The following is a 21,170-nucleotide window of genomic DNA, read 5'->3' on the forward strand; positions in this document are numbered from 1 at the left end:
CTATATGTCGTGGCATATAAATCGTCGGACGACGTCGCTGACCTGCAGGGCTTCTTCGCGGACCTTGTGCGCTGCGAGACGCGCCTCTACAACACACTGAACGACGGTCTGCGCGAGGCGCACGGGATCGTGACCTCACAGTTCGAGTTCCTGCGGTTTCTGCGCGAGCACCCGGGGTCCCGGGTGGCCGATCTCGCCGCGGAGTTCGCCATCGGCGCCGGCGCGACCAGCAAGGGTGTCGACCGCTTGGAGAAGCGGGGGTGGATCATCCGCCAGAGCAATCCGGCAGACCGCAGGTCCTCGCTCCTCGCACTGACCGATGAGGGCGCACAGCTTCTGGGTGCCGCCGAGACCACTTTCACCGCACGCTTGAAGGAGCTGGTTGAAGGCGCCCTCGACCCGTCCGCGACGGCCGATGCCGCACGGGCACTGCGCCGGCTGCGCGCCACCCTTGAACACGACCAGATCGGCACACCCACCGGCTGAAAGCGCGAGCCCCGTCGCACGCTGCCACCCGCTTGTGCACCGGCCAGGCCCGCGGGGCGGCAACCTCAAGACGCTCGCCTCGCAGGTTGCCAAGAGCCGGGACCGGCAGGTCGGTGAGCGTCATCCGGCCGGGGTGTGCGCGAGGCCTTCCCCGGGTGTGCTCTCGGGGACGAGGCGTACGGCGGGCAGGCAGGCAGATGGCGGTGCTGGCCAGGACGGTGATGAGGCTGACGGTCACGGCGTGGGCGGGGGCTCCGAAGTGGGCAGCACGTCCACGACGTGGCCGACCTCCACGTCGACGAGGATGGTTCCGTAGGCGCGGCCTTTGCGGAAGGCGAACCCGTCGACACCGAGAAACCCGCGGGGCTCGCTCCGGCACTGGCGGGGGATCCGGCAGTTCAAGCAGTCGTGTGCGTAACTTCCTTCCAGGCAAAGGCCGCTCGGCAAGACGTCGTTCATAGCAGGAATGCACCCGACGAGACTGCGCACGACACCCAGGGCACCTCGGCGGCGCGCCGCACGCAGCCGCTACGACCACCAACACATCGGCCGTGAACTCCAGGGCCAGGGCCTCCAACCGCACATCGACGTCCGTGAACAGCGCATCGTCTGGCGAGCAAACCCCCACCGGCGAGACATGCCCTGCCAGAACGTTTCCCTCACACGGCTCCTGACCTGGGACTTCACGCAACTCCAGGCAGAGCCAGATTCTCGAGCCCCATCAGCTCGGCGGCGGCATCGACATGGAAGCCGAAGCTGCCCGGTTGCTGCGAGCACCCTGCTGCCGTGTACCGCGCCCTGGCCGCCCAGCGAGAACACGGCCGAGACCTACTCGCCACGGCACTCGCCGATCCGGTCCCGGGCGTCCGCTCCCTCGCAGCCATCCTGATGACGACGCGCACTCCGCGGGCGTGGCGCCTGCGTCAGTGACAACTGGGGTCTTACAAGATTTTCGTAGGGCTTGATCGAGATCGCTGACGGGGCGTGACATCCGTTCCCTGCAGCGGGATGCTGCGACGGTGTGACGAGATGCTGAGGACGCTCTTGCCGCAGTTCGGCACGGTCGTGGTCGAGTCGGTGGACGTCGAGAGGGACATGCTGGTGGTGACCGCACGTACTCGTGCGGCGCCCGCGGAATGTCCGGCCTGCGGGCAGTGGTCGGCATGGGAGCGCAGTCGCTACGTGCGTCACCTCGGAGATGAGGCCGTCGGCGGGCGGGCGGTGCGGATCGATATATCGGTGCGTCGGCTGTACTGCGAAAACGCTGCGTGTCCGAAGGTGACGTTCGCGGAGCAGGTCGGCGGGTTGACGGTGCGCTACCAGCGCCGGACCCCGGCTCTGCAGCGCGTGGTTGAGACCGTCGCGGTCGCCCTGGCCGGCAGCGCGGGAGCCCGCCTGCTGGTCCACCTTCATCAGAGGGTCAGTTGGAGCACCCTGCTGCGCTGCGTCATGGCGCTGCCGGACCCTCCGGCAGCGGTGCCCCAGGTACTGGGTGTCGACGACTTCGCCCTGCTCCGGGGGCAGAGCTATGGAACGATTTTGGTAGACACGCTGACCCGGCTGCCGATCGAGGTGTGGGAAGGCCGTACCGCCGAGACACTGTCCGAGTGGCAGCGCGCGCACCCTGGTGTGCAGGTGGTGTGTCGGGACGGGTCGGAGGTCTATCGTGCAGGCATCACGGCGGGCGCGCCCGAAGCAGTGCAGGTCAGTGACCGTTTCCACCTGTGGCAAGGGCTGACCCGACGGGTCCGGGACGTGGTCGCGGCCCACCGCGCCTGCCTGACGCCTCCGCCACGTGGCACCGTACCGATGGCAGGACCCGATCCGGAAACCGTCGCCCACAATGCCGTACCGCCCGAGCCCACCGGCCGGGCCGCTGACCGGGCCCGTGGCACCCACACCGCCATCCACGACCTCCTCGCCCAGGGCATGGGCCTACGGGCGGTGGCCCGCCAACTGGGTATCGGCCGCAAGACGGTCCAACGCTACGCACGGGTGGAACGCTGGCAGGACAAGGTCCCGCTCTGGCCCAGAAGACCGAGCCTGCTGGACCCGCACCGCGACTACCTGCTGCGACGATGGGACGAAGGCGAACACAGCAGCACCGCCCTGCACCGCGAGATCACCGCGCGCGGCTACACCGGCAGCTACGGCACCGTCCGCGACTTCCTCGCCCCGCACCGCGCCGCCGAACGCGGGCATCCGGCGGGGCCAGTGCCCCAGCCCGCGGCACCCGGTGTTCTGGAGATGACGCGCTGGCTCACCTGCCGCCCCGAGAACCTCACCGAGGACCAGCGGACCCAACTCAAGAAGGTCCTGGCCCGCTGCCCGGAACTCGAAGCCACTGATCAGCATGTTCGGGCCTTCGGCACTCTGCTCACCTCAGGCACCGACAACGGCCTGGACACCTGGATCGACACCGTCCGCGCCAGCGGTCTGCCCGCCCTGCACAGTTTCGCCCGGGGCCTGGCCGCGGACCTTGATGCTGTCCGCTCGGGACTCACCCTCACCTACAACTCCGGCATCAATGAAGGCCGCGTCACCGACCTGAAACTGATCAAACGCCAGATGGGAGGCCGGGCCCGGATCCCTCTGCTGCGCAAGCGCGTCCTGCTCGTCGCAGCCTCACGCCGCACTGCCCCACCAACCGCAGAGGATCCCAGCGCTGACCCGTGGCTGATCCGCCCATAGGCTGGTGACGTGCAGGAACTCACTCACTCGGACAGTATCTTCATCAACTTCCGTGACCATGTCTTCAGCGATTCCGGAGGGCACGGCTACCGCTGGATCGACATCAAGAGGTTCCGCCTGCCGGCTGACGCGCCCAGCGATCTCGACCTCATCGTGGCCTTGATCGTCAATGTCCAGTTCCGCGACGACTACGCGGGGGGCGGCGTCGACCCGGCCGGCACCCGGCACGGCCCGTACTGGACCCAGAACGTCACCTCCGACGCCTACCGGGCGATCACCCGGGACGACGCGGCCAGAGCCCTCCAGAGCTGGGCCGGCCAACATGGCCCGCTTCCCAGCTCCCTGGAGGAGGCGCTGGCACGCGAGGTGCATCCCGCGCTCCGGGCGGCTACCAGCTGCTACGAACTCTCGAATCTCGGGCCCGAGGCGTTCCACGACTGGGGAGGCGTGCACATCGACTTCCACGAGTTCGTGGTCATCGATCGCCAGGAGTCGTCCCTGACCCTGCTCGTCGCCGCCGACGACTGAGATCACGGACACCTCGAACCATTACCGACCGCACCTGATCAACGCCTACGAAAATCTTGTAAGACCCGAGAAGTGACTCCACCTTGGACGCGTGAGCGACGAGTATTTCGGCTGTTCTGGACATCGATCGTCGACTGAGCGGTGATTCAGTCGTAAAAGAAGAGCTCGAGGTCCTCGATGGACCCCGGCCCGGTGAGGAAGCCCTCGGCCTTCGCGATCTCCTCTTCTGGTGGCAGTTCGCCCTTCAAGAGCTGCTGCATCCAGATCTCTCCCTGCTCGCCGACCGTGTAGATGCCAGACAACAGCTCGGCCATCCCCGCGGGGTGCGGTGGGTGGACTCCGGCGACCGGTTGGAGTACCCACCCGCCTGACCGGGCAGCGAGCCGCAGCACCCCGGCCCAGTTCGCGATCCGCCCGATGCGCACGTGCCACGAGTCCTCGGTGAACGGGGCCACCCGCCCACCATGGAGAGGGTTTGTGGCGGCCCCGATGTCCTTAATCACTTGCCGTTCCACGGCGTCACGGACCCAGCGCCCTTCCTGCGCTTCTTCGATGGCGGCCTCCCACCACTTCCACCCACCGTCGAGCCGGTTCGCGAACGTATCCATGCAGCCAGGATTCCATGCGCGATGCCGGCCTGATCGCCCCGTTCGAGCGCGCCCTGATGCCGCTGCGCCGGGATGGGGCCGACGCGCTCGATCCGGGGGCTGTGGACCGCAGCAGACAGGACGGTCGTCGCGAAGCCATAGGATTCGATCATGGAATCCGTACTGCTGTCCGCCGTTCTCGTGCTCGTCGCCCTGCTCTTTGTGTCGTCCCCGTCGGGGAAGATCACGAGTGTCGAGCGGCGGCTTGCCCGTCTGGAGCGGAAAATGGATCTGCTGCTCGACCACTTCGGAGTGGAGGAGCCGCCGATACCCGGCATGGAGCGGGTGCATGAACTGCTTCGGCAGGGCAAGAAGATCGAGGCCATCAAGGTGCATCGGCAGCTCACCGGTGAAGGGCTCAAAGAGTCCAAGGACGCTGTCGAGCGGATGAGCTGACAAGCCGCAGCGCCTGCCGTCTCTGGCCCTGCGCAGCGGAACGGGCGCAGGCCACGGGCCGCGTCCCGCTGGGCGAGCCCGGTGTGCGGGAAGGATGTCTACCCCGACGACTGGGGGTCGCCCGTCCCGGGCACCATCTGCCCCGCGCGCTCCCCGGCCGCCACTGACTGCCCGGCGCAGACCGATGCGACCCGGGCAAGCCTGCGACGACCCTGGGCACGCCACCCGCGCGGCTTGCCCACAGCGTGGCTCGGCGGCCGCGCAACCGACGGTCCAAAGGTGGTCAACCCGGCGCGGAGACCCGGCTGGAGAACTGACGGGCCGTCCTGGCGTGGGGCTGGGCCGGCAGCAGAAACTCGCCGAGCGCGCGATCACCACTCTGGAGGCCGGACTGGCCGCCGAAGCCGCACGTCGCCCCCTGCCCCCTGCCCGCGGCCCCCGGACTCGAAGCTCGACTCCCTGCGGACCGGGGCGGGACCCAGGGGGCTGCTCGCTCACGTGGGGGACTGCTCCCATGGGCCGGCGGTGCCCGGTACCCGGGGTGCGGGCTCCGTCACAGCACTAGGGGGCGGCGGAGGCGGTTCCGCCGCCCGCTACGCGGCGGCGAACCTGGTCCTCCTGGGCGAGGCGTCGCAGCAGCTCGAACACCGGGGCGCAGATCGCGAAGACGATGACCGCCCGTTCGGCCAGGGCGACCGGGTCGTCGAGGCCGGCCGCGCGTTCCAGGTCCAGCCGGGCCACCGACTCGGCCAGTCGCGCGTAGGCGGCCAGCTCGCCCGGGGCGTACTGGGCGTCCAGCCGCCGCAGCTCCTTCAGTGCGGCGGTCAGCCCCGCTACGTGGGGTGAGGTGCCGGGAGCCTGCCAGTCCAGGGTCGCGAGCAGCTCCGCGACCTCCGTGCCGGCCGCCGCGTCGGCCGCCGCCTCCTCGTCGTCGCCCGCGGGGCCCTGGGACGCGACGGGCACCGGCAAGGCGTAGCTGATCGCTCCGAGGGCGCCTTCGGAGGTGTCGGCCTGGTCGACGGCTCCGAGCACGTCACGCGTGGCGGCGATGGACAGGCCGCCGAGGGTGGTCAGTGCCTTGATCAACCGCAGCCGTTCCGCGTGCTCCTCCCCGTACTCGGCCAGGGTCGCCGCCGTCGCCCGTCCGGCGGGCAGCAGACCCTGGCGCCGGAAGTACTTGATGCTGGCAACCGGCACGCCGGTCCGTCGGCTGAGTTCCGAAATCTTCATGCGTCCTCCCTGCTGCTCATGCGCCCGTACCCCGGCTTCGGCGATTGGACACCACAACAAGGTACTGCCAGTATCTAGCAGCTGGATACCTGAAGTATCCAGTACGGAAACGCAGCCGCACCGGAGAATCGATGCCTCACCCCACGCCCCCCTCCGTGCTCCGCCGACCTCAGTTGTGGATCGGGACCGGACTCATCGCCGCAGTGGTCTCGATGCTGTTCGCCCTGCTCTACGTGGGCGGAAACGTCAACCCGAGGGGCAACCTGCGCGACCTGCCCGTCGCGCTGGTCAACTCCGACAGCGGCGCCGATGCGGGCGGCCGCCACGTCAACCTCGGCGAGCAGATCGTCGCGGGCATACAGAAGGCCGCCGAGGGCGACAAGAGCATCGACTGGCAGGTGATCACCCGCGCGGAGGCCGACGAACGCCTCGGTCGCGGCAAGCTCTTCGGCGCCCTCGTCATCCCCAAGGACTTCAGCGCCACGGTGACCGCGCTCGGCGCCCCGCAGCCCGCGCCCCAGGGCAAGGCGGTTCCGCCGACCCTGACCGTGCTGACCAACCAGGCCGCCGGAAGCATCGGCTCCTCCATGTCGTCCCAGGCCGCCCAGAAGGCCGCACACGCCGCCTCCGCCCAGCTCGGACGGGAACTCCTGAAGCAGGCCGGAGCCCAGAAGACCCCGCTCCCGACGGCGGCCCAGCTCAAGCTGGCCGACCCGGTGACGGTGACCGTCGCCGACGGCCACCCGATCGGCTCCCGCAGCGCCATGGGCCTCAGCGCCTTCTACTACGCGCTGGTCCTGGTGGTCTGCGGCATGCTCGGCGCCAACTTGGTCAACTCTCAGGTCGACACCGCGCTCGGCTACCTGCACACCGACTTCGGTCCCATCCGCAAGCGCGAACCCGTCCAGCACACCAGCCGCGTCCGCACCCTGGCCATCGGCATCGCGCTCATGCTCGGCCTGTCGCTGGTCATGGGCTCCCTGGTCGAGGTCGCCACGGTCGGCATCCTCGACATGGACGCCTCCCACCTCGGCCTGCTGTGGCTCTACTCGGTGGCCACCATCGCGGTCGTCGGCGTGGGCAGCCTGGCCCTGTTCGCCGCCTTCGGTACGCCCGGCATGCTGCTGGCCACCATCGTCTTCGTCGCGATGGCCGTCCCCTCCTCCGGCGCGACCGTGCCGATCCAGGCGCTGCCCGGCTTCTTCCGCGCCCTCGCCGAGTTCGAGCCGCTGCGCCAGATCACCGAGGGGATGCGCTCGCTCCTCTACTACGGAGCCCAGGCCGACGCGGGCCTCACCCGGGCATGGGCCGCGATGGGCATCGCCCTCGTCGCCGCCCTGGCCTTCGGCTTCGCCGTCACCCGCCTCTACGACCGCCGGGGACTGCACCGCATCCCCCACCCCGTCACCCAGGCCCCTGAATCCTCTGAGCGCTCTGAAGACTCAGAGACTGCCGCACCCGCCACCGCCTGAGCGGCAGAGCATCCGACCCGACCGGGGCGTCCCGCATCTCGCGGGGCGCCCCGGCGCGTGTGGGGAGGGACCGGACCGCAGGCGGCTGCTGCGGCGCGCGATCGGCATCGCGACCTGTGGCACCACCCTGGGCGACGCTCCGTACGGCTCCCTCCGGATCGGCATGGACGCAGGGTGCTCTCCGGGGCCCACCGGCCACAGCCGCGGACGGCTCACTGAATGAGGTCGGTGTGCGGATGGTCCGGGGACGCCGGGCAGACGTAGAGCTGCATGGTGGCGGTGCTGCCGACTTCGGCTCCGGTCGGTTGCGCGGGGCTGTCACCGGTGGTGTGCCCACGGGCGGGCGCGGCGGCTTGATCCTCGTACGGGACCCAGCCCTGGGTGCCTCTGTCCCATTCGAACGAGGCGATCGTCAGCAGCGGGACCAGCGGGACCAGCGGGACCATCAGAGCCCGCAGACGGCGCACAACCGGGTGCAGGGGTCGGTGCGGCCCCACGGGGCCCAGCCGCCGGCCTTCCAGCCGGGCCTCGGCCAGCTCACTCGAACAGAAGTCCGCGCGCAGCCGTCCCCGCCCGCACGGCCCGCCGCGGCCGGTCAGAGGCTGGCGATCACCGCGTACCTCTCGTCCGTGACGGGTCCGCCCCACAGCTCAGGGTCACTGCTGAGCGGCTCGACGCGGAGGTCGGACACCATGGGGCGGACGGCTGCGGCCAAGAACGAGGCGGTGACGCCGCCGTGCCAAGGTAGTGACTCGGCTCCGGTGACATAGGGAACGCCACTCTGCCCGGCCTCCCGCCAACGTCCCTCGACCAGTACCAAACGGCCACCGGGTCGTAGCCTTGCGACCCATTCGCGCAGTGCGCCCTCGGGGTTCGGCAGGGTCCACAACAGGTGCCGGGACAGCAGGACGTCGTATCGTTCCGGCCCGGTCGGGGGAACGGCCGCGTCACCGACGAGGAATCGGCCCGGAAGGCCCGCGGCCGCCAGCTTGGCCTCGGCCTGATCCACCATCCGCGGCGCCAGGTCCACTCCGGTGACGCGATGCCCGGCTTCCGCGAGTAGCAGAGCCAGCGAACCGGTACCGCAGCCGACATCGAGGACATCCAACGGACCGGCGGGGACCCAGGAACTCAAGAGCCGGGCCCAGGCGGTACGGGTGTCCTCGCGGCGCAGCCCGTGGTCCGGCTCGTCGTCGAACGCCGACGCGGCGGCGTCCCAGTACGCGGTGATGGCAGCGGTGGGATCAGACATGCCGGCCATCGTGTCATCCTCCACTGACACCGCTTCACCTCACCGCCGAGCGCGGTCCTGGCGCAGCCCCGCGAGCCGGCCCGAGGAAGTGCGATCGGCCGTGGGCGACCCTGCCGCGCGGTGGGCGGGTGTGCGTGCCCCTCGCCGCGCGCGTCCAGGCCCGTGGCCACGCCTATCTGGCCACGGTCAGCCACGACGGGCAGACGGTCCTGCACGCCTGTGTCTGCAACCACCTCACGACCACCGCGGACGTGGATACCCTCCTCGACGAGGTACTGGCCGCTGCTGGCCATCTGCAGTGAGCGAGACGGCGCCGGCCCAAGTCCCCTCAAGCGGACGCGGCGGACGCGGCGGACGCGGCGGGCGCGGTGTCCGGGCGGGCGGGCCGTTGGGCGCCCATCAGCAGGGACCGGTTCGGCGTGGAGGGCGTGCCCGGGCCAGGGCTTGCGGGTCACTGTTGGCAGGCTTTGACGATCAGGTCACGGGCGGTGCGGCCTTCGGGGACGGGCATGAGCGGGTACACGTGGGGCAGGCAATCGGCCCGGTGGTAGTCGATGGGGACGCCGGCTTTGGTGGCCTTGGCGGCCAGGGAGTCGCTGTCGGTGAGGAGGATGTCGTGGGTGCCGCTGAACACCGTGAGGGGCGCGAGGCCGTCCAGTGTTCCGTGCAGGGGGCTCACCTGGGGGTCTGCCGGGTCGAGGGGGTCGGCGTACAGGCGTCCGGCTTCGGCCAGTCCCGCGCGGGCGAGCATCGGGTCGAGGCGTTCGATGCGGGCCTGGTCGGGATGGGTCATGGTGACGTCCAGCCACGGCGAGATGAGCACGATCCTGGCCGGCTGTACCCCGTACCGGTCGCGCAGCTGTTGCGCCACGGCGAGCGCCATTCCGCCTCCGGCAGAGTCGCCCATGACGATGACGTTGTCCGGTCCTGACTCCTCGATCACGTCGGCGAGGATGTCCGTGGCGGCGGGCACTACCGTGGTGGCCCGGCCGTGGGGTGCCAGCGGATAGACGGGTACGCAGACGCGTGCCGGGACTTGGCGGGCGAGCTGGGCGGCGAGCCGCCAGTGGTGGATGAGGATCTCCTCGATGTACGCGCCGCCGTGCAGGTACAGGATCCGGCGCCCGGCTGCCGGGCCCTTTGGGGCGATCTCGTACACGGGCCAGTGGTTTCGGTGGCCCACCGAGAGGGTGACCGCGCGGTCAAGGTGCTTCGGCGGCGCGAAGGAGGACGGGCGCAGTGACACTGCCTCTACGCGTGCCCGTACGCGGTCCGTGGAGGACATCATCTTCTTCACGCCCGACACGCGCACCACGGCGCTGACGGCCTTGGTCTGCCAGCTGGTCATACGGTCTCGAGCTCCTGCCGTAGTGCCCGGGGCCGGGCGGGTTCCTCCGGACGTGGTCGCGGCAGCCATCGCCGAGGCAACACAGGCGGTATCGACCGGCTCGACGTCGCCGTGGATCTTCCAGACGACCCTGGATGCGGGAGTCTCTGACCCGTGCATCCTCGCGCCGCTGCGCGCGTAGTGCAGCGGTACGGCGCCGTGGGCCGGGCGGAGACCACCGGGGTGGCCGCGAGCCGCACGTTGCTGGGCACCGCGGCGCGGCGCGACTGGCGGCGAAGGCCCGGACGCGGGCGAACCTCCATACGCTCCTGCGCTGCCCTTGGAGTTCCGTGGAAGGGTCAGAATCCTGCGGGCCTTCAGCCGGATCACGCCGCCGCCTCCCGGGTGTACGCGCCCGCCATGCGCACCGGCTCGGCGCGCATGGCGGGCGAGCATCCGGAGGTGGCCCGGTAGCGGTGGGAAGCCAGTGCCCTGGAGAGGTCGATGAGCCGGCGACGCGGGTCGGTGCCGCCCGGCGTGGGGGTGAGCTGGGAGAGCGCCTCGTAGGTGCGGGTCCAGCGATCTGTTCGGCTGCGGCGTCATGGGTTTCTCGTTACTCCACAGCGCGGCCGATGAGTTTGTGGCTCCCGGCCGGTCCAAGCTCGTGACACCCGAGGAAAGGACACCGCCATGTCGGAGCTACTCGTCGACTTCATCACCTCCCTCGACGGACACGCATCGGGAGAGGGATGGCCCGGATTCTGGGGCCTTGAGGGCCCGGAGTACCTCGCCTGGCTCGGCGAGCAGCCCCAGGCCACCTACCTGATGGGAGCGAACACCTACCGCCTCATGTCGGGCTTCGCTGCGGGCGAGGTCCCCAAGGGCCAAGACGAGTTCAGGCCCGAAGAAGAAGCGTCCGTCGACGAGCTCACGCAAGCGTCCAAGGTGGTGTTCTCCTCCTCACTCGAGGAGCCGCTGACGTGGGCCAACTCCACGCTCGTCCGCGACGACGCCGTTGAGGCGGTCCGCGCCATGAAGTCGAGTGGCTCGGGGCTCCTCAGCACGATCGGCAGCCTCAGCCTGTGCCGGTCCCTGCTACGAGCCGGACTCGTCGACCGCTTCCGGGTCGTAATGTTCCCGGTGATCACCGGGGCCACGGGCGAAGAACGCATCTACGACGGCTACCCGGACGTTGCCCTCGAGATGATCGAGCACCGCACCTTCGACGGCCGCATTCAGCTGGTCGAGTACAAGCCCCGCGTGCTCGAGCACCCGCCGCTCGGCGTCCCTGAGTGACGTCGCCCTGTCCGCCGGTCTGGACGGCCATCAGGCCGGGCGCCGTCGGGTGCGGACCAAGACCTAACGGGGGTCGGCCAACGTCAGGACGCCCGGTCTGCCTGACCCCGAGCCGTCGCAGGTCAGCCCATGTACGTCCCTCCCAGACCGCAGTCTCCACAAAGACCAACCTTCCGGATACGGATACGGATGCGCCGCTGGACGCTTCCCTGGGCAGAGCCTCGCGGCCTGAGGGCTCTACATGGCCGATGGGGCCAACTGAAGCGCTCAGCCACAGCCGAGACTTAGAGGGGCGGGTGTGGGGCGCGTAGGAGATCTCGTGCAGGCTAGCCGCGATGCTGCGGTTGCCGACCTGACGGAGGGTGTCGGTGCGCGAGTCGCGCGCGGTCTGCGGTGTCCCGGTGCGACCCGGGTCCGGTCGGCGTGCCTGCGGGCCTTCGGGCAAGCCGAGTGCCTGGTAAAGGGCCGTGAGGTGGTCGCGGGTGGCGAGGGCGTGCCGGACGATGCGGCAGAGCTGTTCGCTCCGTTACTCCGACCGCACCGGCCAGCGCGCACCCGGCACCTTGACCACCCGGTCGCCGACGCCGAGCGACCGATACGTCCGGCTGTTCACCTCGATGCTGAGCTCCCGCCCCTCGTCGGTGCGGATCCCCATCATGCAGTGGCCGGTCGGGCCGTAGGTACCGGTCGAACTGCTCACCCACCGGCCGGTGACCTCCCCGGTGTAGGCGTCCTTGACCTCGCCCACCCGCTGCGAGGCGATCATCGCCAGGACCATGGCGAGCGGGCCGATGGAGAGGAGCAGGACAACGGTGTTCGACATGTGCGACCCCCCGCATCGACGACGGCACAGGCCATCCACGGCAGCGTACCGGTCTTGTGGTCGCCAGCCCAGAAGGCATACGCAGAGGGGCTGTTCGGCCCCGGTCCGGGGTCAGGGCTGATTCATGGTCCGGGGTTGACGGGGTGACCGACCGAAGTCGCCCTGCGTCACCGGAGCCTCGATGTGCCGCCAGTCTGCCACCGTCTGCCTGATCGAGTCGCCCAGCCGCGGAGCGCTCGACCGGCGTATCGAACTCGCCGATCTGACCATCGCAGATGTCGACGTCGAGGACAGCGGGATCGACCTGTGGATCGCCTACTCCAAGACCTACAAGGCGGCGGGCGGCGAGTCCACCTTCATCTCCGCGGAGACGGGCACCCCTCGGTACGATCCGGTGGCCGCCGTACGGGACCGGCTGAACTGCCTGCACCGGATGGGCGTACACGAGGGGGCCATACGTACGCGCCCTCACCTCCCAGGGGCGGCTGCAGAACCGGGCCACGGCAATGAAGCGCGGCGCCCACGTGAGCGGCGACGCCCTCAACGACTGGGTCCGCCACCGCGCCACCTCCCGCGGCCTACGGCGCGGCGGCGCCCAGGAGATCGCCGACGCGGGCGCGACCCGACACAGCGGGGCCGGTGGAAACCCGGCTCCTCGACCGTCAAACGCGAGTACCTCGACCACGCGCAGTCCCGAGCCCAGCACCCCTGGCACCAGGTCCAGGCCGCCCGGCGCGGCGCGTCGGGAGATGCCTCCTGATTGCGACGGACGCCGACAGAGCCGCCGTCCGGGCGCGGGGGAGCGTAGGCCGAAGCAGCCGGGTGCCGAAGTACTTCACCCGCGGTATATCGGCCCCGTTCCGGCCCTGCCGGACGCGCGAAACCGGCCTACCGTGGAGGTATGGCTGGTGAACAGCAACAGCAACAGCAACAGCAACAGCAACAGCAACAGCAACAGCAACAGCAGCGGCATCCGCAGCAGCACGCGCGCGGGACGGTCGCCCCGCAGGCCGGGCGCGAACAGGAGAACTGCCCGGCCTGCGGGCGCCATGTCGACACGGTGGTCAGGCGGCGCAAGGCGCTCGGGATCTTCATCCCGGAGTGGGTGCCGGGTCCCTGCCGGAACCCGGACTGCTCAGAGTACGAAGCCGAGACAGCCGGTTACTAGCCCCGTAGTTCGCATGTAGTTCGTTCGGGTGTGACCACAAGTTTTAGTTGGCGGTTCCCAAGTCTAGTTGGCGGCTCGCCCGACGCGGTGCCCGCGTGCGTAGGGCACTTGCGTGATCGAGATCCCAGAGCCATTCATACGAAGCACGATCGATCGTGAGGGAGAGCAGGGCGCGCGGTGGTTGGCCAGGCCGCCGGAACCGGGCCTCTCAGAAACCCGGTGTGGATCATTCTTCGCGCTCGGTCGGGACCTGGAAGAGGCCGAATCAAGCCGGGGAGGCTGGCTTGTCGGTGCTCGGACCTAACATGCGGAGCATGACACGTTATGTTGACGAGGATCTGCACGGTGCGGAGTTCCGCGAGTGCGATCTGACCGGGGCACGCTTGATCGGCGTCGTCATGCAGGATGCCGTGATCGACGGGTTCATCACCAACCTTGTGGTGAACGGTGTTGAGGTCACCGAGTACGTCGAGGCAGAGCTCGACCGGCGTCATCCGGTGCGGGTGCTGATCCGCTCCGAGGACCCTGCCGACCTGCGAGAGGCATCGCGTCGGCTCCATGTCGGCTGGGCCGCCACGATCGAGCGAATCCGGCGTACGCCCGGCATCGAACACCGCAGCGTGAACGACGAGTGGTCGGCGGTGCAGACGATGCGCCACCTGGTCTTCGTCTACGACTCGTGGTTCCGCCGCTGCTGCCTGGGCTCGACGGAGCCGTTCACGCCGATGGGCATCGGGACGACCGTCGAGCCCTACCGTGGAGCGCACGGGCTTGACCTCTCGCTCGATCCGGCCCTCGACGAGATCGTGAGCGTGCGTGACGCACAGGCCGCCGAGCTCGAGGCGTGGCTCGACGAGGCCACCGATGCGGCGCTCGCGGCGCGAGCGCCGGTGCCCGACGACGATGTCTGGCCGCCGTACGCCCGGGGTCGCTCGGTGCGGCAGTGCCTCGGCACGGTGCTCAACGAGACCTTCGAGCACCACGGCTTCTGCGTCCGCGACCTCGACCTGATCGAGGCACAGGATGCCGAGTAGGGCCGGCTATGGACTCAGCATCGTTCGGGCGAGGCCGCCGACTTAAGCTGGGACTCGCCAACTAAAGCTGAGAGTCACATCGGGTTGTCATGTGTGGGTCCATCGGGGCTGTATGACTTCGATCCCGAGGAGTTCGAGTAGGTGGACGTGGATTCCTCGGGCGAACACAACGGTCGGGGGGTCCATGATGTTGCCGATGCGCAACTCCAGGATGGACAGGGTGTAGAGGATGATGCGGGCGGTCGGGGCGACGCGGCGGGAGTCGGGGTAGAGCCCGGCCATCTTGCCGTCGCCGCCCAGGGCCCGGCGGACCTCGCGCTCGATCAGACAGAACACCAGCAGCGCCAGGCAGATCACTTGGATGAGCGCTGCGACGCGGCTGTTCTTCTGAACGAAGACCGGGGTGACCGCGAGGGGGCCTTTGAAGTCGGCGTAGCGGCGTTCAACACCGGATTGGCACTTGTAGTCCAGCAGGATCTGCTCGGCGGCGCGCGTCTGGCCGCCGGGGGCCGGCAACGGGGCGACCAGTGCGTACCAGCCGTCGGCGGCGGTCTCAGCCGTCAGCGCTTCGGTATCAAACCACCAGGTGAACGTGGGTTTTCCGGTGTCAGGATGAGTGCCGGTGATTGTGTGCAGCACCTTGGCCACACGCCGGGTCTTGGCGATCACTCCGGCCCGGGCGGAGATCTTCTCGCTGGTGTTGTAGTAGCGGCCGCCGGCCCCGGCGGCCAGCTTGTCCAACTCGGCGGCGGCTTTGGCCAGGTGCTTGTCCCGGGCCTGCTGCTGGCCGGCGGCGTTGCCGGTGGAGTGCACCAGCACCCGGCGCAGCGTGACCGGGGTGTCCTTCTTGCGCGGCCCGGCCAGGGTGACGGTGTCCTCCAGGACCCGGTAGACGTCCCGCCGGTCGGCGGGACTGTTCTTGGCCCGGGCCGGGACGTGGTCCACGATCCGGGCCGCGTCCAGGTCGAGCCCGGCGTAGAAGCCGTCGGCGACCCGGGCCGCCGGCAGCGGCGCGGTGAAATCCACCTCCGCGGCGCACAGCGCGGTCACATTCGCCCAGGACACCAGCTTGGAGTCGGCGACCATCAGGAACCTGCGCGGCCCGGCTATCTCCTTGAGCGCCTTCATCGTGTCCACGACCTGCGACACCTCGGCCGCGCCGCCGTCGAACACCTTGGAGAACACCGGGATCCCGCCGTCGCCGGCCACCGCGATCCCGGCCTGGACCTGCTTGAGGTCGAACCGGCGGTCTTTCGGATGGCCGTGCTTGATCTGCGGGAACGCCGGGTCCTGGTCGGGCTCCGGGTAGGCGCCGGACATCGACATGCTGGTCATGTCCCAGTGGATCTTCGCCACGTCGATCCCGAACCCGCTGATCGCGGTGGCGGCCACCGTGCCGGATATCTCCGCCAGATGCGGGGCGACCGCGTCCAGCGCCCGGGCCAGCCGGTCGTCGTTGAGCAGTTCGGCCTCGACGCCGAACGTCTCCTCCACCGCCCACGCCGACGCCCAGTCCCCAACCCGCTGCAGCGGCATCGGGCTGGTCAGGCGGTTCGCGATGAGCACTTCGATCACCTGGCCGTGCGTGAGATCGGCGTCGCTGCGCACCGGGCACCGCTCGTCGACGATCCCGGCCACGTCCAACCGCCGCAGGATCTCCACCGCCGCCGGCAGACCGCCCAACCGCTTCCTCACCTCAGCCTCGACCACGGAGATCATGACCGGGCGCACCGTCCGCGCCCTCGGCGACTTCGAATTCGATTTCGACACACCCGGCCAACGACCATGATCTCGCAACAGAAACAGCCCCAAAACGAGTCCAGCCGAAATCAGGACATGCGAACTACGGGACTAGCTCTGCCCGGGGCTCTTCCCGGAGCTGCTCGCTCCGTCAGCCCTCGGTGCCAAGACCGGAGGCGACGACGAGGCCGTTTCGCCACAGCTGGTTCACGCGTGAGCGCTCGGCGCTGTCGGGGTAGGGATTCGTACACGACGGCCCGGGGCCGCCGCCCGACATCGGCTCGCTGGACGGGCCCGAGTAGTGGTCCGGCAGACCCAGTACGTGGCCCGTCTCGTGGGCGGTCACGCGGGTCGAGTTGGGCTGCTCGTTCCGCGAGTGGTCCAGGAAGATGACGCGCCTTCGCGGTCAGCCACTGCCGCACTATCCCGCGCTGCGCGGTGGCAGCCGCTGTGTGATCCGGTCGAACAAGTCCGTCAGCGGCTCGCCGATCTCCTGACCGAACTCGGTCAGCCCGTAGGTGACTTGGGGCGGCGTCGTCGGTTCGACCTCTCGCCAGACCAGGCCGTCCTGGACCAGCGCGCGCAGGGTCTGGGCAAGCATCTTCTCGCTGATGCCCTGGATGCTGTCGCGCAGCTCGTAGAACCGAAGGTCGTTGCTCCGCAAGGAGATCAGCACCCAGATGCCCCACCTGCTGGTCACGTGGTCGACCACCTCGCGCGCGGGGCAGTCAGTGTGAAACACGTCATACCGATTGCCCGTCCCGGCCTGTGTCAACTGCGCGCCTTCCTTCATGTCAGGAGCTTACCTCTGGGTATGTCCTTACGGAAGGTAAGCCCGGCGCCTAGCGTCAATTACCGCAGTGCACAACGGACTAGGAGCTGAACATGATCGTGGTGACCGGGGCTACCGGGAATGTGGGCCGGCCTTTGACGCGGGCCCTGACCGAGGCGGGCGAGCAGGTGACAGCGGTGTCGCGGCACGCGGCAGCGGCGGCGGACGGCGTCCGGCATGTGGCGGCCGATTTGTCCGAACCGGCGGGCCTTGCGCCCGCGTTGGACGGGGCGAAGGCGCTGTTCCTCCTGCTGTCCGGCGACCTGCACGCCCCCGAGGCCAGGCCGGCCGACCTCATCGGCCTGGCCGCAGCCAGCGGGGTCCGCCGGGTCGTCCTGCTGTCCTCGCAGGGCGTGGCGACCAGGCCGCTCGGCCCCTCGCGGATCGCGATGCGCGCGCTGGAGGACACGTTGCGCGAGTCCGGCCTGGAGTGGGCCGTCCTGCGGCCGGGAGGCTTCGCCTCCAACGCCTTGGCCTGGGCGGAATCCGTCCGCATACAAGGGGCGGTCGCGGCACCCTTCGGCGACGTCGGAGTGCCGGTCATCGACCCCGCCGACATCGCCGAGGTCGCGGCGGCCTGTCTGCTCGACGACCGGCACTCCGGCGGGGTGTACGAGCTGACCGGGCCGGAGGTGATCACGCCACGTCAGCAGGCAGAGGCGATTGCCGCCGCGCTCGGCTCGCCGGTGCGGTTCCATGAACTCACCCGCGACGAAGCCAAGGCCGCGATGGCCCAGTTCGTGCCGCCGGAGCTCGCCGACGACACCCTGGACATCATCGCCGCCCCGAACCCGGCCGAACTACGGATCAGCCCGGACGTGGAACGAGTCCTCGGCCGGGCCCCACGCCCCTTCAGCGACTGGGTCGCCCGCAACATCGCCGCTTTCCGCTGAGCTTGTCCTACCTTCTAAGCGTGGGTCTGAGGCGGTCATTCGTAAGATCGTCGGGCCCGGGGGTTCCGGGTATGGCTGTGAGCTTGTCGCCGTTGGATGGCTCAAAGAACTTGGCCGCCCGGAGCCCCGCGACGACTCGACCGCTAATTGGGATATGCGACTCGATCGCTGTGTAGGACAACGTCGGCGAGGTCGTCTGCTGGGCTGCTGTTGGACGACGAGCTGGCGGAGGTGACCGTGCCCCAGATCTGGGCCGGCGTGGACATCGGCAAGGAACACCACCACTGCGTGGTGATCGACGCGGAAGGCGAACGCCTGCTGTCACGGCGTGTCCTCAACGACGAGACAGCGCTGCTTGAGCTGATCAGCGACGTACTGGCTCTGTCCGAGGATGTGCTGTGGGCGGTCGACATCAACCACGGCGGGGCCGCCCTGCTGATCGGTCTCCTGCTCGGCCATGATCAGCCGATGGTCTATCTCACCGGTCTGGCCGTTCACCAGGCATCGGCCGCCTATCGAGGCCAGGGCAAGACGGACGCCAAGGACGCCTTTGTCATCGCCGACCAGGCCCGCATGCGCAAGGACCTCGGTGCACTCCGGCCAGGCGACGAGATAGCCGTCGACCTCAAGATCCTGGTCAGGCGCCGCACCGATCTCGTCAACGACCGAACCCGCCAGATCAACCGGCTCCGGGAACAACTCCTGGAAATCTTTCCGGCGTTGGAGCGGGCACTCAGCCTGACGAACAAGGGACCGGTCATGCTTCTGACCGGCTACCAGACCCCGGCCGCGATCCGCCGCAGCGGTGTCAAGCGGATCGAGACCTGGCTGAAGAACCGCAAGGTCCGCGGCGCCGAGACCATCGCTCGGGCCGTCGTCGAGGCGGCCCAGGCCCAGCACACCGCCTTGCCCGGAGAGAAGCTGGCCGCGTCCATGGTGGCCCGGCTCGCGAAGGGGGTGATGGCCCTCGAAGAGGAGATCGGTGAACTCGACGCACTCATCGAGGCCAGGTTTCACGAGCACTCGCATGCCGAGGTGATCCAGAGCATGCCCGGTATGGGGGCCACGCTCGGCGCCACATTCATCGCCGCCACCGGTGGGGACATGGAAGCCTTCGGCACCGCTGACCGCCTCGCTGCGTTTGCCGGCCTGTCCCCGGTGCCACGCGACTCCGGCCGCGTCAGCGGCAACATGCGCCGGCCCCGCCGCTACCACCGCGGCCTTCTGCGAGCCTTTTACCTATCCGCCATGGCCAGCCTGAGATCGTGCCCAGCGTCACGCGCGTACTACGAACGCAAACGCGCCGAGGGGAAGGGACACAAGCAGGCAGTGCTGTCTCTCGCCCGACGTCGAGCCAACGTTCTATGGGCAATGATCCGCGACGGAGCGTGCTACCAAGCCGCACCAACCGTCACCACGACGGCTTGACTTCCTCATTGGGAAGTTATTTCACGGACGTAGAACGGACGTAGACGGGTGGGATCGGCAGATGCAGAGACCTACCGGGCACCGCCCGAGGCCATTCGAAAGCCGGCCATGAGCTGGTGCGCGTACTCATCCTCCGGACCGAATTCCTGAACCGCTTCGCAGGCCTCCTGGAGTCGGCCCTTCTCGCACAGCAAGTTCACAAGGTGATAGGGGGCTCCACTGTCGCCAGCCTCGGCACGATCGCGCAGCGCCGCATCCATCCCCCGCTCGTGAAGCGAACTGTTGAGTCTCCGACGTGCGTGGACATCCGTGAGTGCGCGGAATGCCGGTGCGGGCCACGTGAAGCACAGCGTCGAGCACGTCGCGAAGGCTGTGCTGCGGTGTCCCGATGCTGCCCTCCGAGTAGCCGTCCGCGCATGGCCTGCGTGACCTACATGACCTGCATGGCCTAAAAGTGCCCGGAGCCCCCAAGGCTCCGGGCACTTCAGTTTGCGGCGGCGGCGAGGATCGCGTCCAGCACGCCCGGGAAGCGGGCCTCCAGGTCGTCGCGGCGAAGTGCGGTGAGGCGGCGGTTGGCCTCCTCGCGCTGGTGGATGAGACCGGCCTCGCGCAGGACCTTGAAGTGGTGGCTGAGGGTGGACGGCGCCACGTCGACCGGGAACGTGCCACAGGCCCGCTCCGATTCGGCCAGAAGTGTCCGGACGATCGTCATCCGGGTGGGGTCGGAGAGCGCGTGCAGGACATCGAGCAGGTCGATCTCGTCCGCGGCCGGGTGGGCCAGTGGCGCGCGGCGTTGGCGTGAACGGGGCACGTGCGGCTCCATGTTCGACAATCATCGAATTACGATGTACTAATTCATTGTTCGATGTTCGTGAAACATCGAACATCGAACAGCGCACATCGTACCTGTCGGAAGGGGAGCCGGAGATGCGTGCCTTGGTGATGACCGCGCCTGGAGGATCGGAGAACTCGGAGGTACGGGAGATCGACGTACCCCACCCCGGTCCGGGAGAGGTGTCGGTCGATGTCGCGTACGCGGGGCTGAACTTCGTCGACGTGATGGCCCGGCGAGGCGACAGCGGCTACGCCGCACACTGGCCCCACGTGCCCGGCCTGGAGATCTCCGGCACCGTCCGCGAGCTCGGGCCGGGCGTCACCGGCTTCTCCGTCGGTGACAGGGTTGCCGCCGTGCCCACCGGCCGGGGCCTCGCCGAAGTGGCGGTCGCCCGGGCCGAGCTGGTCGTCGCGGTGCCCGATGCGGTGCCGCTGCGGCAGGCCGTCGCCACCCCACTGGGGCTGGCGACGGCGCTGCTCCTGCTCACCGACGCCGGCCGGTTCAGGCCGGGTGACAGCGTCCTGGTGCACTCGGCCGGCGGAGGCATCGGCAGCGCGATCGCCCAGCTCGTACCGCTGCTCGGCGGCGGCCGGCTGATCGGCACCGTGGGGCGGCCGGAGAAGGCCGCCGACGTCGAGAAGGGCGGCTACGACATCGGACTCGCCCGCGGCGACGGCCTCGCCGAGGCGATCCGCGCCGCGACCGACGGCCACGGCGTCGACCTCGTCCTGGACCCGCTCGGCACCACGGCCCTCGCCCTCGACCTCGACGTGGCCGCGCCCGGCGGCCGCATCGTCCTCTTCGGCAACGCCGGCGGCGGCTCCATGGACGCTCTGCCGCCCGCCGGACGCTTGCTCGCGGGCAACCTCACAGTGACAGGTTTCAGCCACCGCGGCCTGGTCGCCGCGGCCCCCGCCCGGGTCGCCGCAGCCACCACCCGCATCCTCGCCTTCCTGGCGGAAGGCCGCCTCACGCTCCCCCTGACCGAACTGCCGTCACTCGCCGAGGTCCCCGCGGCCCACGACCTCCTTGCCGAGGGGCGCGCCACCGGCAAGTACGTCGCCCGCGTCGGCGCCGTCCGGCCGTGACCGT

Annotated in this window: 23 protein-coding genes and 1 pseudogene; 13 read left to right on the top strand and 11 right to left on the bottom strand. The window is 69.3% G+C overall.

The genetic code is table 11. The annotated features are described in order from the left end of the window. Positions 1-9 precede the first annotated feature (9 nt). Positions 10-486: a MarR family winged helix-turn-helix transcriptional regulator gene (locus OHS33_RS36100; RefSeq protein WP_330334654.1), complete on the top strand. Its 477-nt coding sequence runs from the start codon at positions 10-12 to the stop codon at positions 484-486. A 234-nt stretch (positions 487-720) separates the two neighbouring features. Here OHS33_RS36100 and OHS33_RS36105 read toward each other — a convergent pair whose 3' ends face one another. Continuing rightward, complete coding sequence (locus tag OHS33_RS36105) at positions 721-945, bottom strand: hypothetical protein (protein WP_330334655.1); 225 nt, start codon at positions 943-945, stop codon at positions 721-723. Positions 946-1,515: 570 nt separating this feature from the next. Between OHS33_RS36105 and OHS33_RS36110 the strand changes: the two genes are divergently transcribed. Then, on the top strand, positions 1,516-3,177 hold the full coding sequence (locus OHS33_RS36110; RefSeq protein WP_330334656.1) for an ISL3 family transposase: 1,662 nt from the start codon (positions 1,516-1,518) through the stop codon (positions 3,175-3,177). Positions 3,178-3,186: 9 nt separating this feature from the next. Next, positions 3,187-3,705 (top strand): hypothetical protein, encoded by a 519-nt coding sequence (locus OHS33_RS36115; RefSeq protein WP_330334657.1) that lies wholly within the window; start codon positions 3,187-3,189, stop codon positions 3,703-3,705. A gap of 146 nt (positions 3,706-3,851) precedes the next feature. On the opposite strand, the gene OHS33_RS36120 is transcribed toward OHS33_RS36115, so the two are convergent. Further along, a complete protein-coding gene (locus tag OHS33_RS36120; RefSeq protein ID WP_330334658.1) occupies positions 3,852-4,313 on the bottom strand; it encodes a hypothetical protein in 462 nt (153 codons plus the stop codon). Positions 4,314-4,463: 150 nt separating this feature from the next. On the opposite strand from OHS33_RS36120, the gene OHS33_RS36125 reads away from it, so the two are divergent. Beyond that, positions 4,464-4,748 carry a ribosomal protein L7/L12 gene (locus tag OHS33_RS36125; RefSeq protein ID WP_330334659.1) on the top strand — a complete coding sequence of 95 codons (285 nt, stop codon included), beginning with the start codon at positions 4,464-4,466 and terminating at the stop codon, positions 4,746-4,748. Positions 4,749-5,309: 561 nt separating this feature from the next. Here the strand turns inward: OHS33_RS36125 and OHS33_RS36130 are convergent. After that, a complete protein-coding gene (locus OHS33_RS36130) occupies positions 5,310-5,978 on the bottom strand; it encodes a MerR family transcriptional regulator (RefSeq protein WP_330334660.1) in 669 nt (222 codons plus the stop codon). Positions 5,979-6,109: 131 nt separating this feature from the next. Between OHS33_RS36130 and OHS33_RS36135 the strand changes: the two genes are divergently transcribed. Beyond that, a complete protein-coding gene (locus tag OHS33_RS36135; RefSeq protein ID WP_330334661.1) occupies positions 6,110-7,450 on the top strand; it encodes a DUF3533 domain-containing protein in 1,341 nt (446 codons plus the stop codon). 212 nt (positions 7,451-7,662) lie between these two features. On the opposite strand, the gene OHS33_RS36140 is transcribed toward OHS33_RS36135, so the two are convergent. Both OHS33_RS36140 and OHS33_RS36145 read right to left on the bottom strand, forming a co-directional pair. Continuing rightward, positions 7,663-7,917 carry a hypothetical protein gene (locus tag OHS33_RS36140; protein WP_330334662.1) on the bottom strand — a complete coding sequence of 85 codons (255 nt, stop codon included), beginning with the start codon at positions 7,915-7,917 and terminating at the stop codon, positions 7,663-7,665. A 128-nt stretch (positions 7,918-8,045) separates the two neighbouring features. Then, complete coding sequence (locus OHS33_RS36145; RefSeq protein ID WP_330334663.1) at positions 8,046-8,702, bottom strand: class I SAM-dependent methyltransferase; 657 nt, start codon at positions 8,700-8,702, stop codon at positions 8,046-8,048. A 134-nt stretch (positions 8,703-8,836) separates the two neighbouring features. Between OHS33_RS36145 and OHS33_RS36150 the strand changes: the two genes are divergently transcribed. Further along, a complete protein-coding gene (locus tag OHS33_RS36150; protein WP_330334664.1) occupies positions 8,837-9,004 on the top strand; it encodes a hypothetical protein in 168 nt (55 codons plus the stop codon). Positions 9,005-9,153: 149 nt separating this feature from the next. Here OHS33_RS36150 and OHS33_RS36155 read toward each other — a convergent pair whose 3' ends face one another. Then, positions 9,154-10,050 (bottom strand): alpha/beta hydrolase, encoded by an 897-nt coding sequence (locus OHS33_RS36155; protein WP_330334665.1) that lies wholly within the window; start codon positions 10,048-10,050, stop codon positions 9,154-9,156. Positions 10,051-10,719: 669 nt separating this feature from the next. Here OHS33_RS36155 and OHS33_RS36160 point away from each other — a divergent pair. Then, positions 10,720-11,325: a dihydrofolate reductase family protein gene (locus OHS33_RS36160; RefSeq protein WP_330334666.1), complete on the top strand. Its 606-nt coding sequence runs from the start codon at positions 10,720-10,722 to the stop codon at positions 11,323-11,325. A gap of 526 nt (positions 11,326-11,851) precedes the next feature. Here OHS33_RS36160 and OHS33_RS36165 read toward each other — a convergent pair. Beyond that, on the bottom strand, positions 11,852-12,148 hold the full coding sequence (locus OHS33_RS36165) for a DUF7489 domain-containing protein (RefSeq protein ID WP_330334667.1): 297 nt from the start codon (positions 12,146-12,148) through the stop codon (positions 11,852-11,854). 181 nt (positions 12,149-12,329) lie between these two features. Between OHS33_RS36165 and OHS33_RS36170 the strand changes: the two genes are divergently transcribed. The 3 genes from OHS33_RS36170 to OHS33_RS36180 all read left to right on the top strand — a co-directional run bounded on the left by OHS33_RS36170 (position 12,330) and on the right by OHS33_RS36180 (position 14,350). Beyond that, complete coding sequence (locus OHS33_RS36170) at positions 12,330-12,908, top strand: hypothetical protein (RefSeq protein WP_330334668.1); 579 nt, start codon at positions 12,330-12,332, stop codon at positions 12,906-12,908. 141 nt (positions 12,909-13,049) lie between these two features. Then, the gene (locus OHS33_RS36175; protein WP_330334669.1) at positions 13,050-13,316 is read left to right on the top strand and encodes a hypothetical protein; all 267 of its coding nucleotides are present in this window, start codon (positions 13,050-13,052) and stop codon (positions 13,314-13,316) included. Positions 13,317-13,630: 314 nt separating this feature from the next. Continuing rightward, positions 13,631-14,350 (top strand): DinB family protein, encoded by a 720-nt coding sequence (locus tag OHS33_RS36180; RefSeq protein WP_330334670.1) that lies wholly within the window; start codon positions 13,631-13,633, stop codon positions 14,348-14,350. An 87-nt stretch (positions 14,351-14,437) separates the two neighbouring features. On the opposite strand, the gene OHS33_RS36185 is transcribed toward OHS33_RS36180, so the two are convergent. From OHS33_RS36185 to OHS33_RS36195, 3 genes and pseudogenes are all read right to left on the bottom strand, one after another. Beyond that, on the bottom strand, positions 14,438-16,069 hold the full coding sequence (locus tag OHS33_RS36185) for an IS1634 family transposase (RefSeq protein WP_330334671.1): 1,632 nt from the start codon (positions 16,067-16,069) through the stop codon (positions 14,438-14,440). A gap of 172 nt (positions 16,070-16,241) precedes the next feature. Continuing rightward, positions 16,242-16,481: pseudogene (locus OHS33_RS36190) on the bottom strand (snapalysin family zinc-dependent metalloprotease); the annotation flags it as partial. Positions 16,482-16,511: 30 nt separating this feature from the next. After that, positions 16,512-16,883 (bottom strand): winged helix-turn-helix transcriptional regulator, encoded by a 372-nt coding sequence (locus tag OHS33_RS36195; protein WP_330334672.1) that lies wholly within the window; start codon positions 16,881-16,883, stop codon positions 16,512-16,514. A gap of 92 nt (positions 16,884-16,975) precedes the next feature. Here OHS33_RS36195 and OHS33_RS36200 point away from each other — a divergent pair, with 92 nt between their 5' ends. Both OHS33_RS36200 and OHS33_RS36205 read left to right on the top strand, forming a co-directional pair. Continuing rightward, complete coding sequence (locus tag OHS33_RS36200; protein WP_330334673.1) at positions 16,976-17,815, top strand: SDR family oxidoreductase; 840 nt, start codon at positions 16,976-16,978, stop codon at positions 17,813-17,815. 237 nt (positions 17,816-18,052) lie between these two features. Beyond that, positions 18,053-19,243 (top strand): IS110 family transposase, encoded by a 1,191-nt coding sequence (locus tag OHS33_RS36205; protein ID WP_443065493.1) that lies wholly within the window; start codon positions 18,053-18,055, stop codon positions 19,241-19,243. Between the two features lie 484 nt (positions 19,244-19,727). On the opposite strand, the gene OHS33_RS36210 is transcribed toward OHS33_RS36205, so the two are convergent. Beyond that, positions 19,728-20,054, bottom strand: a complete 327-nt coding sequence (locus OHS33_RS36210) for an ArsR/SmtB family transcription factor (RefSeq protein WP_330334674.1) — start codon at positions 20,052-20,054, stop codon at positions 19,728-19,730. 116 nt (positions 20,055-20,170) lie between these two features. On the opposite strand from OHS33_RS36210, the gene OHS33_RS36215 reads away from it, so the two are divergent. Then, the gene (locus OHS33_RS36215; RefSeq protein WP_330334675.1) at positions 20,171-21,166 is read left to right on the top strand and encodes a quinone oxidoreductase family protein; all 996 of its coding nucleotides are present in this window, start codon (positions 20,171-20,173) and stop codon (positions 21,164-21,166) included. The last annotated feature ends 4 nt before the right edge of the window (positions 21,167-21,170 follow it).

Origin of the sequence: Streptomyces sp. NBC_00536 (assembly GCF_036346295.1) — a bacterium.
In the GTDB taxonomy this organism is placed as follows: Bacteria; Actinomycetota; Actinomycetes; order Streptomycetales; family Streptomycetaceae; genus Streptomyces.

Bases quoted from the DNA above. Each gene is read 5' to 3' on its own strand.
- OHS33_RS36105 (WP_330334655.1), bottom strand. From the start codon at position 945: ATGAACGACGTCTTGCCGAGCGGCCTTTGCCTGGAAGGAAGTTACGCA.
- OHS33_RS36110 (WP_330334656.1), top strand. From the start codon at position 1,516: ATGCTGAGGACGCTCTTGCCGCAGTTCGGCACGGTCGTGGTCGAGTCG.
- OHS33_RS36120 (WP_330334658.1), bottom strand. From the start codon at position 4,313: ATGGATACGTTCGCGAACCGGCTCGACGGTGGGTGGAAGTGGTGGGAG.
- OHS33_RS36125 (WP_330334659.1), top strand. From the start codon at position 4,464: ATGGAATCCGTACTGCTGTCCGCCGTTCTCGTGCTCGTCGCCCTGCTC.
- OHS33_RS36130 (WP_330334660.1), bottom strand. From the start codon at position 5,978: ATGAAGATTTCGGAACTCAGCCGACGGACCGGCGTGCCGGTTGCCAGC.
- OHS33_RS36135 (WP_330334661.1), top strand. From the start codon at position 6,110: ATGCCTCACCCCACGCCCCCCTCCGTGCTCCGCCGACCTCAGTTGTGG.
- OHS33_RS36145 (WP_330334663.1), bottom strand. From the start codon at position 8,702: ATGTCTGATCCCACCGCTGCCATCACCGCGTACTGGGACGCCGCCGCG.
- OHS33_RS36155 (WP_330334665.1), bottom strand. From the start codon at position 10,050: ATGACCAGCTGGCAGACCAAGGCCGTCAGCGCCGTGGTGCGCGTGTCG.
- OHS33_RS36160 (WP_330334666.1), top strand. From the start codon at position 10,720: ATGTCGGAGCTACTCGTCGACTTCATCACCTCCCTCGACGGACACGCA.
- OHS33_RS36165 (WP_330334667.1), bottom strand. From the start codon at position 12,148: ATGTCGAACACCGTTGTCCTGCTCCTCTCCATCGGCCCGCTCGCCATG.
- OHS33_RS36170 (WP_330334668.1), top strand. From the start codon at position 12,330: ATGTGCCGCCAGTCTGCCACCGTCTGCCTGATCGAGTCGCCCAGCCGC.
- OHS33_RS36175 (WP_330334669.1), top strand. From the start codon at position 13,050: ATGGCTGGTGAACAGCAACAGCAACAGCAACAGCAACAGCAACAGCAA.
- OHS33_RS36180 (WP_330334670.1), top strand. From the start codon at position 13,631: ATGACACGTTATGTTGACGAGGATCTGCACGGTGCGGAGTTCCGCGAG.
- OHS33_RS36185 (WP_330334671.1), bottom strand. From the start codon at position 16,069: ATGATCTCCGTGGTCGAGGCTGAGGTGAGGAAGCGGTTGGGCGGTCTG.
- OHS33_RS36195 (WP_330334672.1), bottom strand. From the start codon at position 16,883: ATGAAGGAAGGCGCGCAGTTGACACAGGCCGGGACGGGCAATCGGTAT.
- OHS33_RS36200 (WP_330334673.1), top strand. From the start codon at position 16,976: ATGATCGTGGTGACCGGGGCTACCGGGAATGTGGGCCGGCCTTTGACG.
- OHS33_RS36215 (WP_330334675.1), top strand. From the start codon at position 20,171: ATGCGTGCCTTGGTGATGACCGCGCCTGGAGGATCGGAGAACTCGGAG.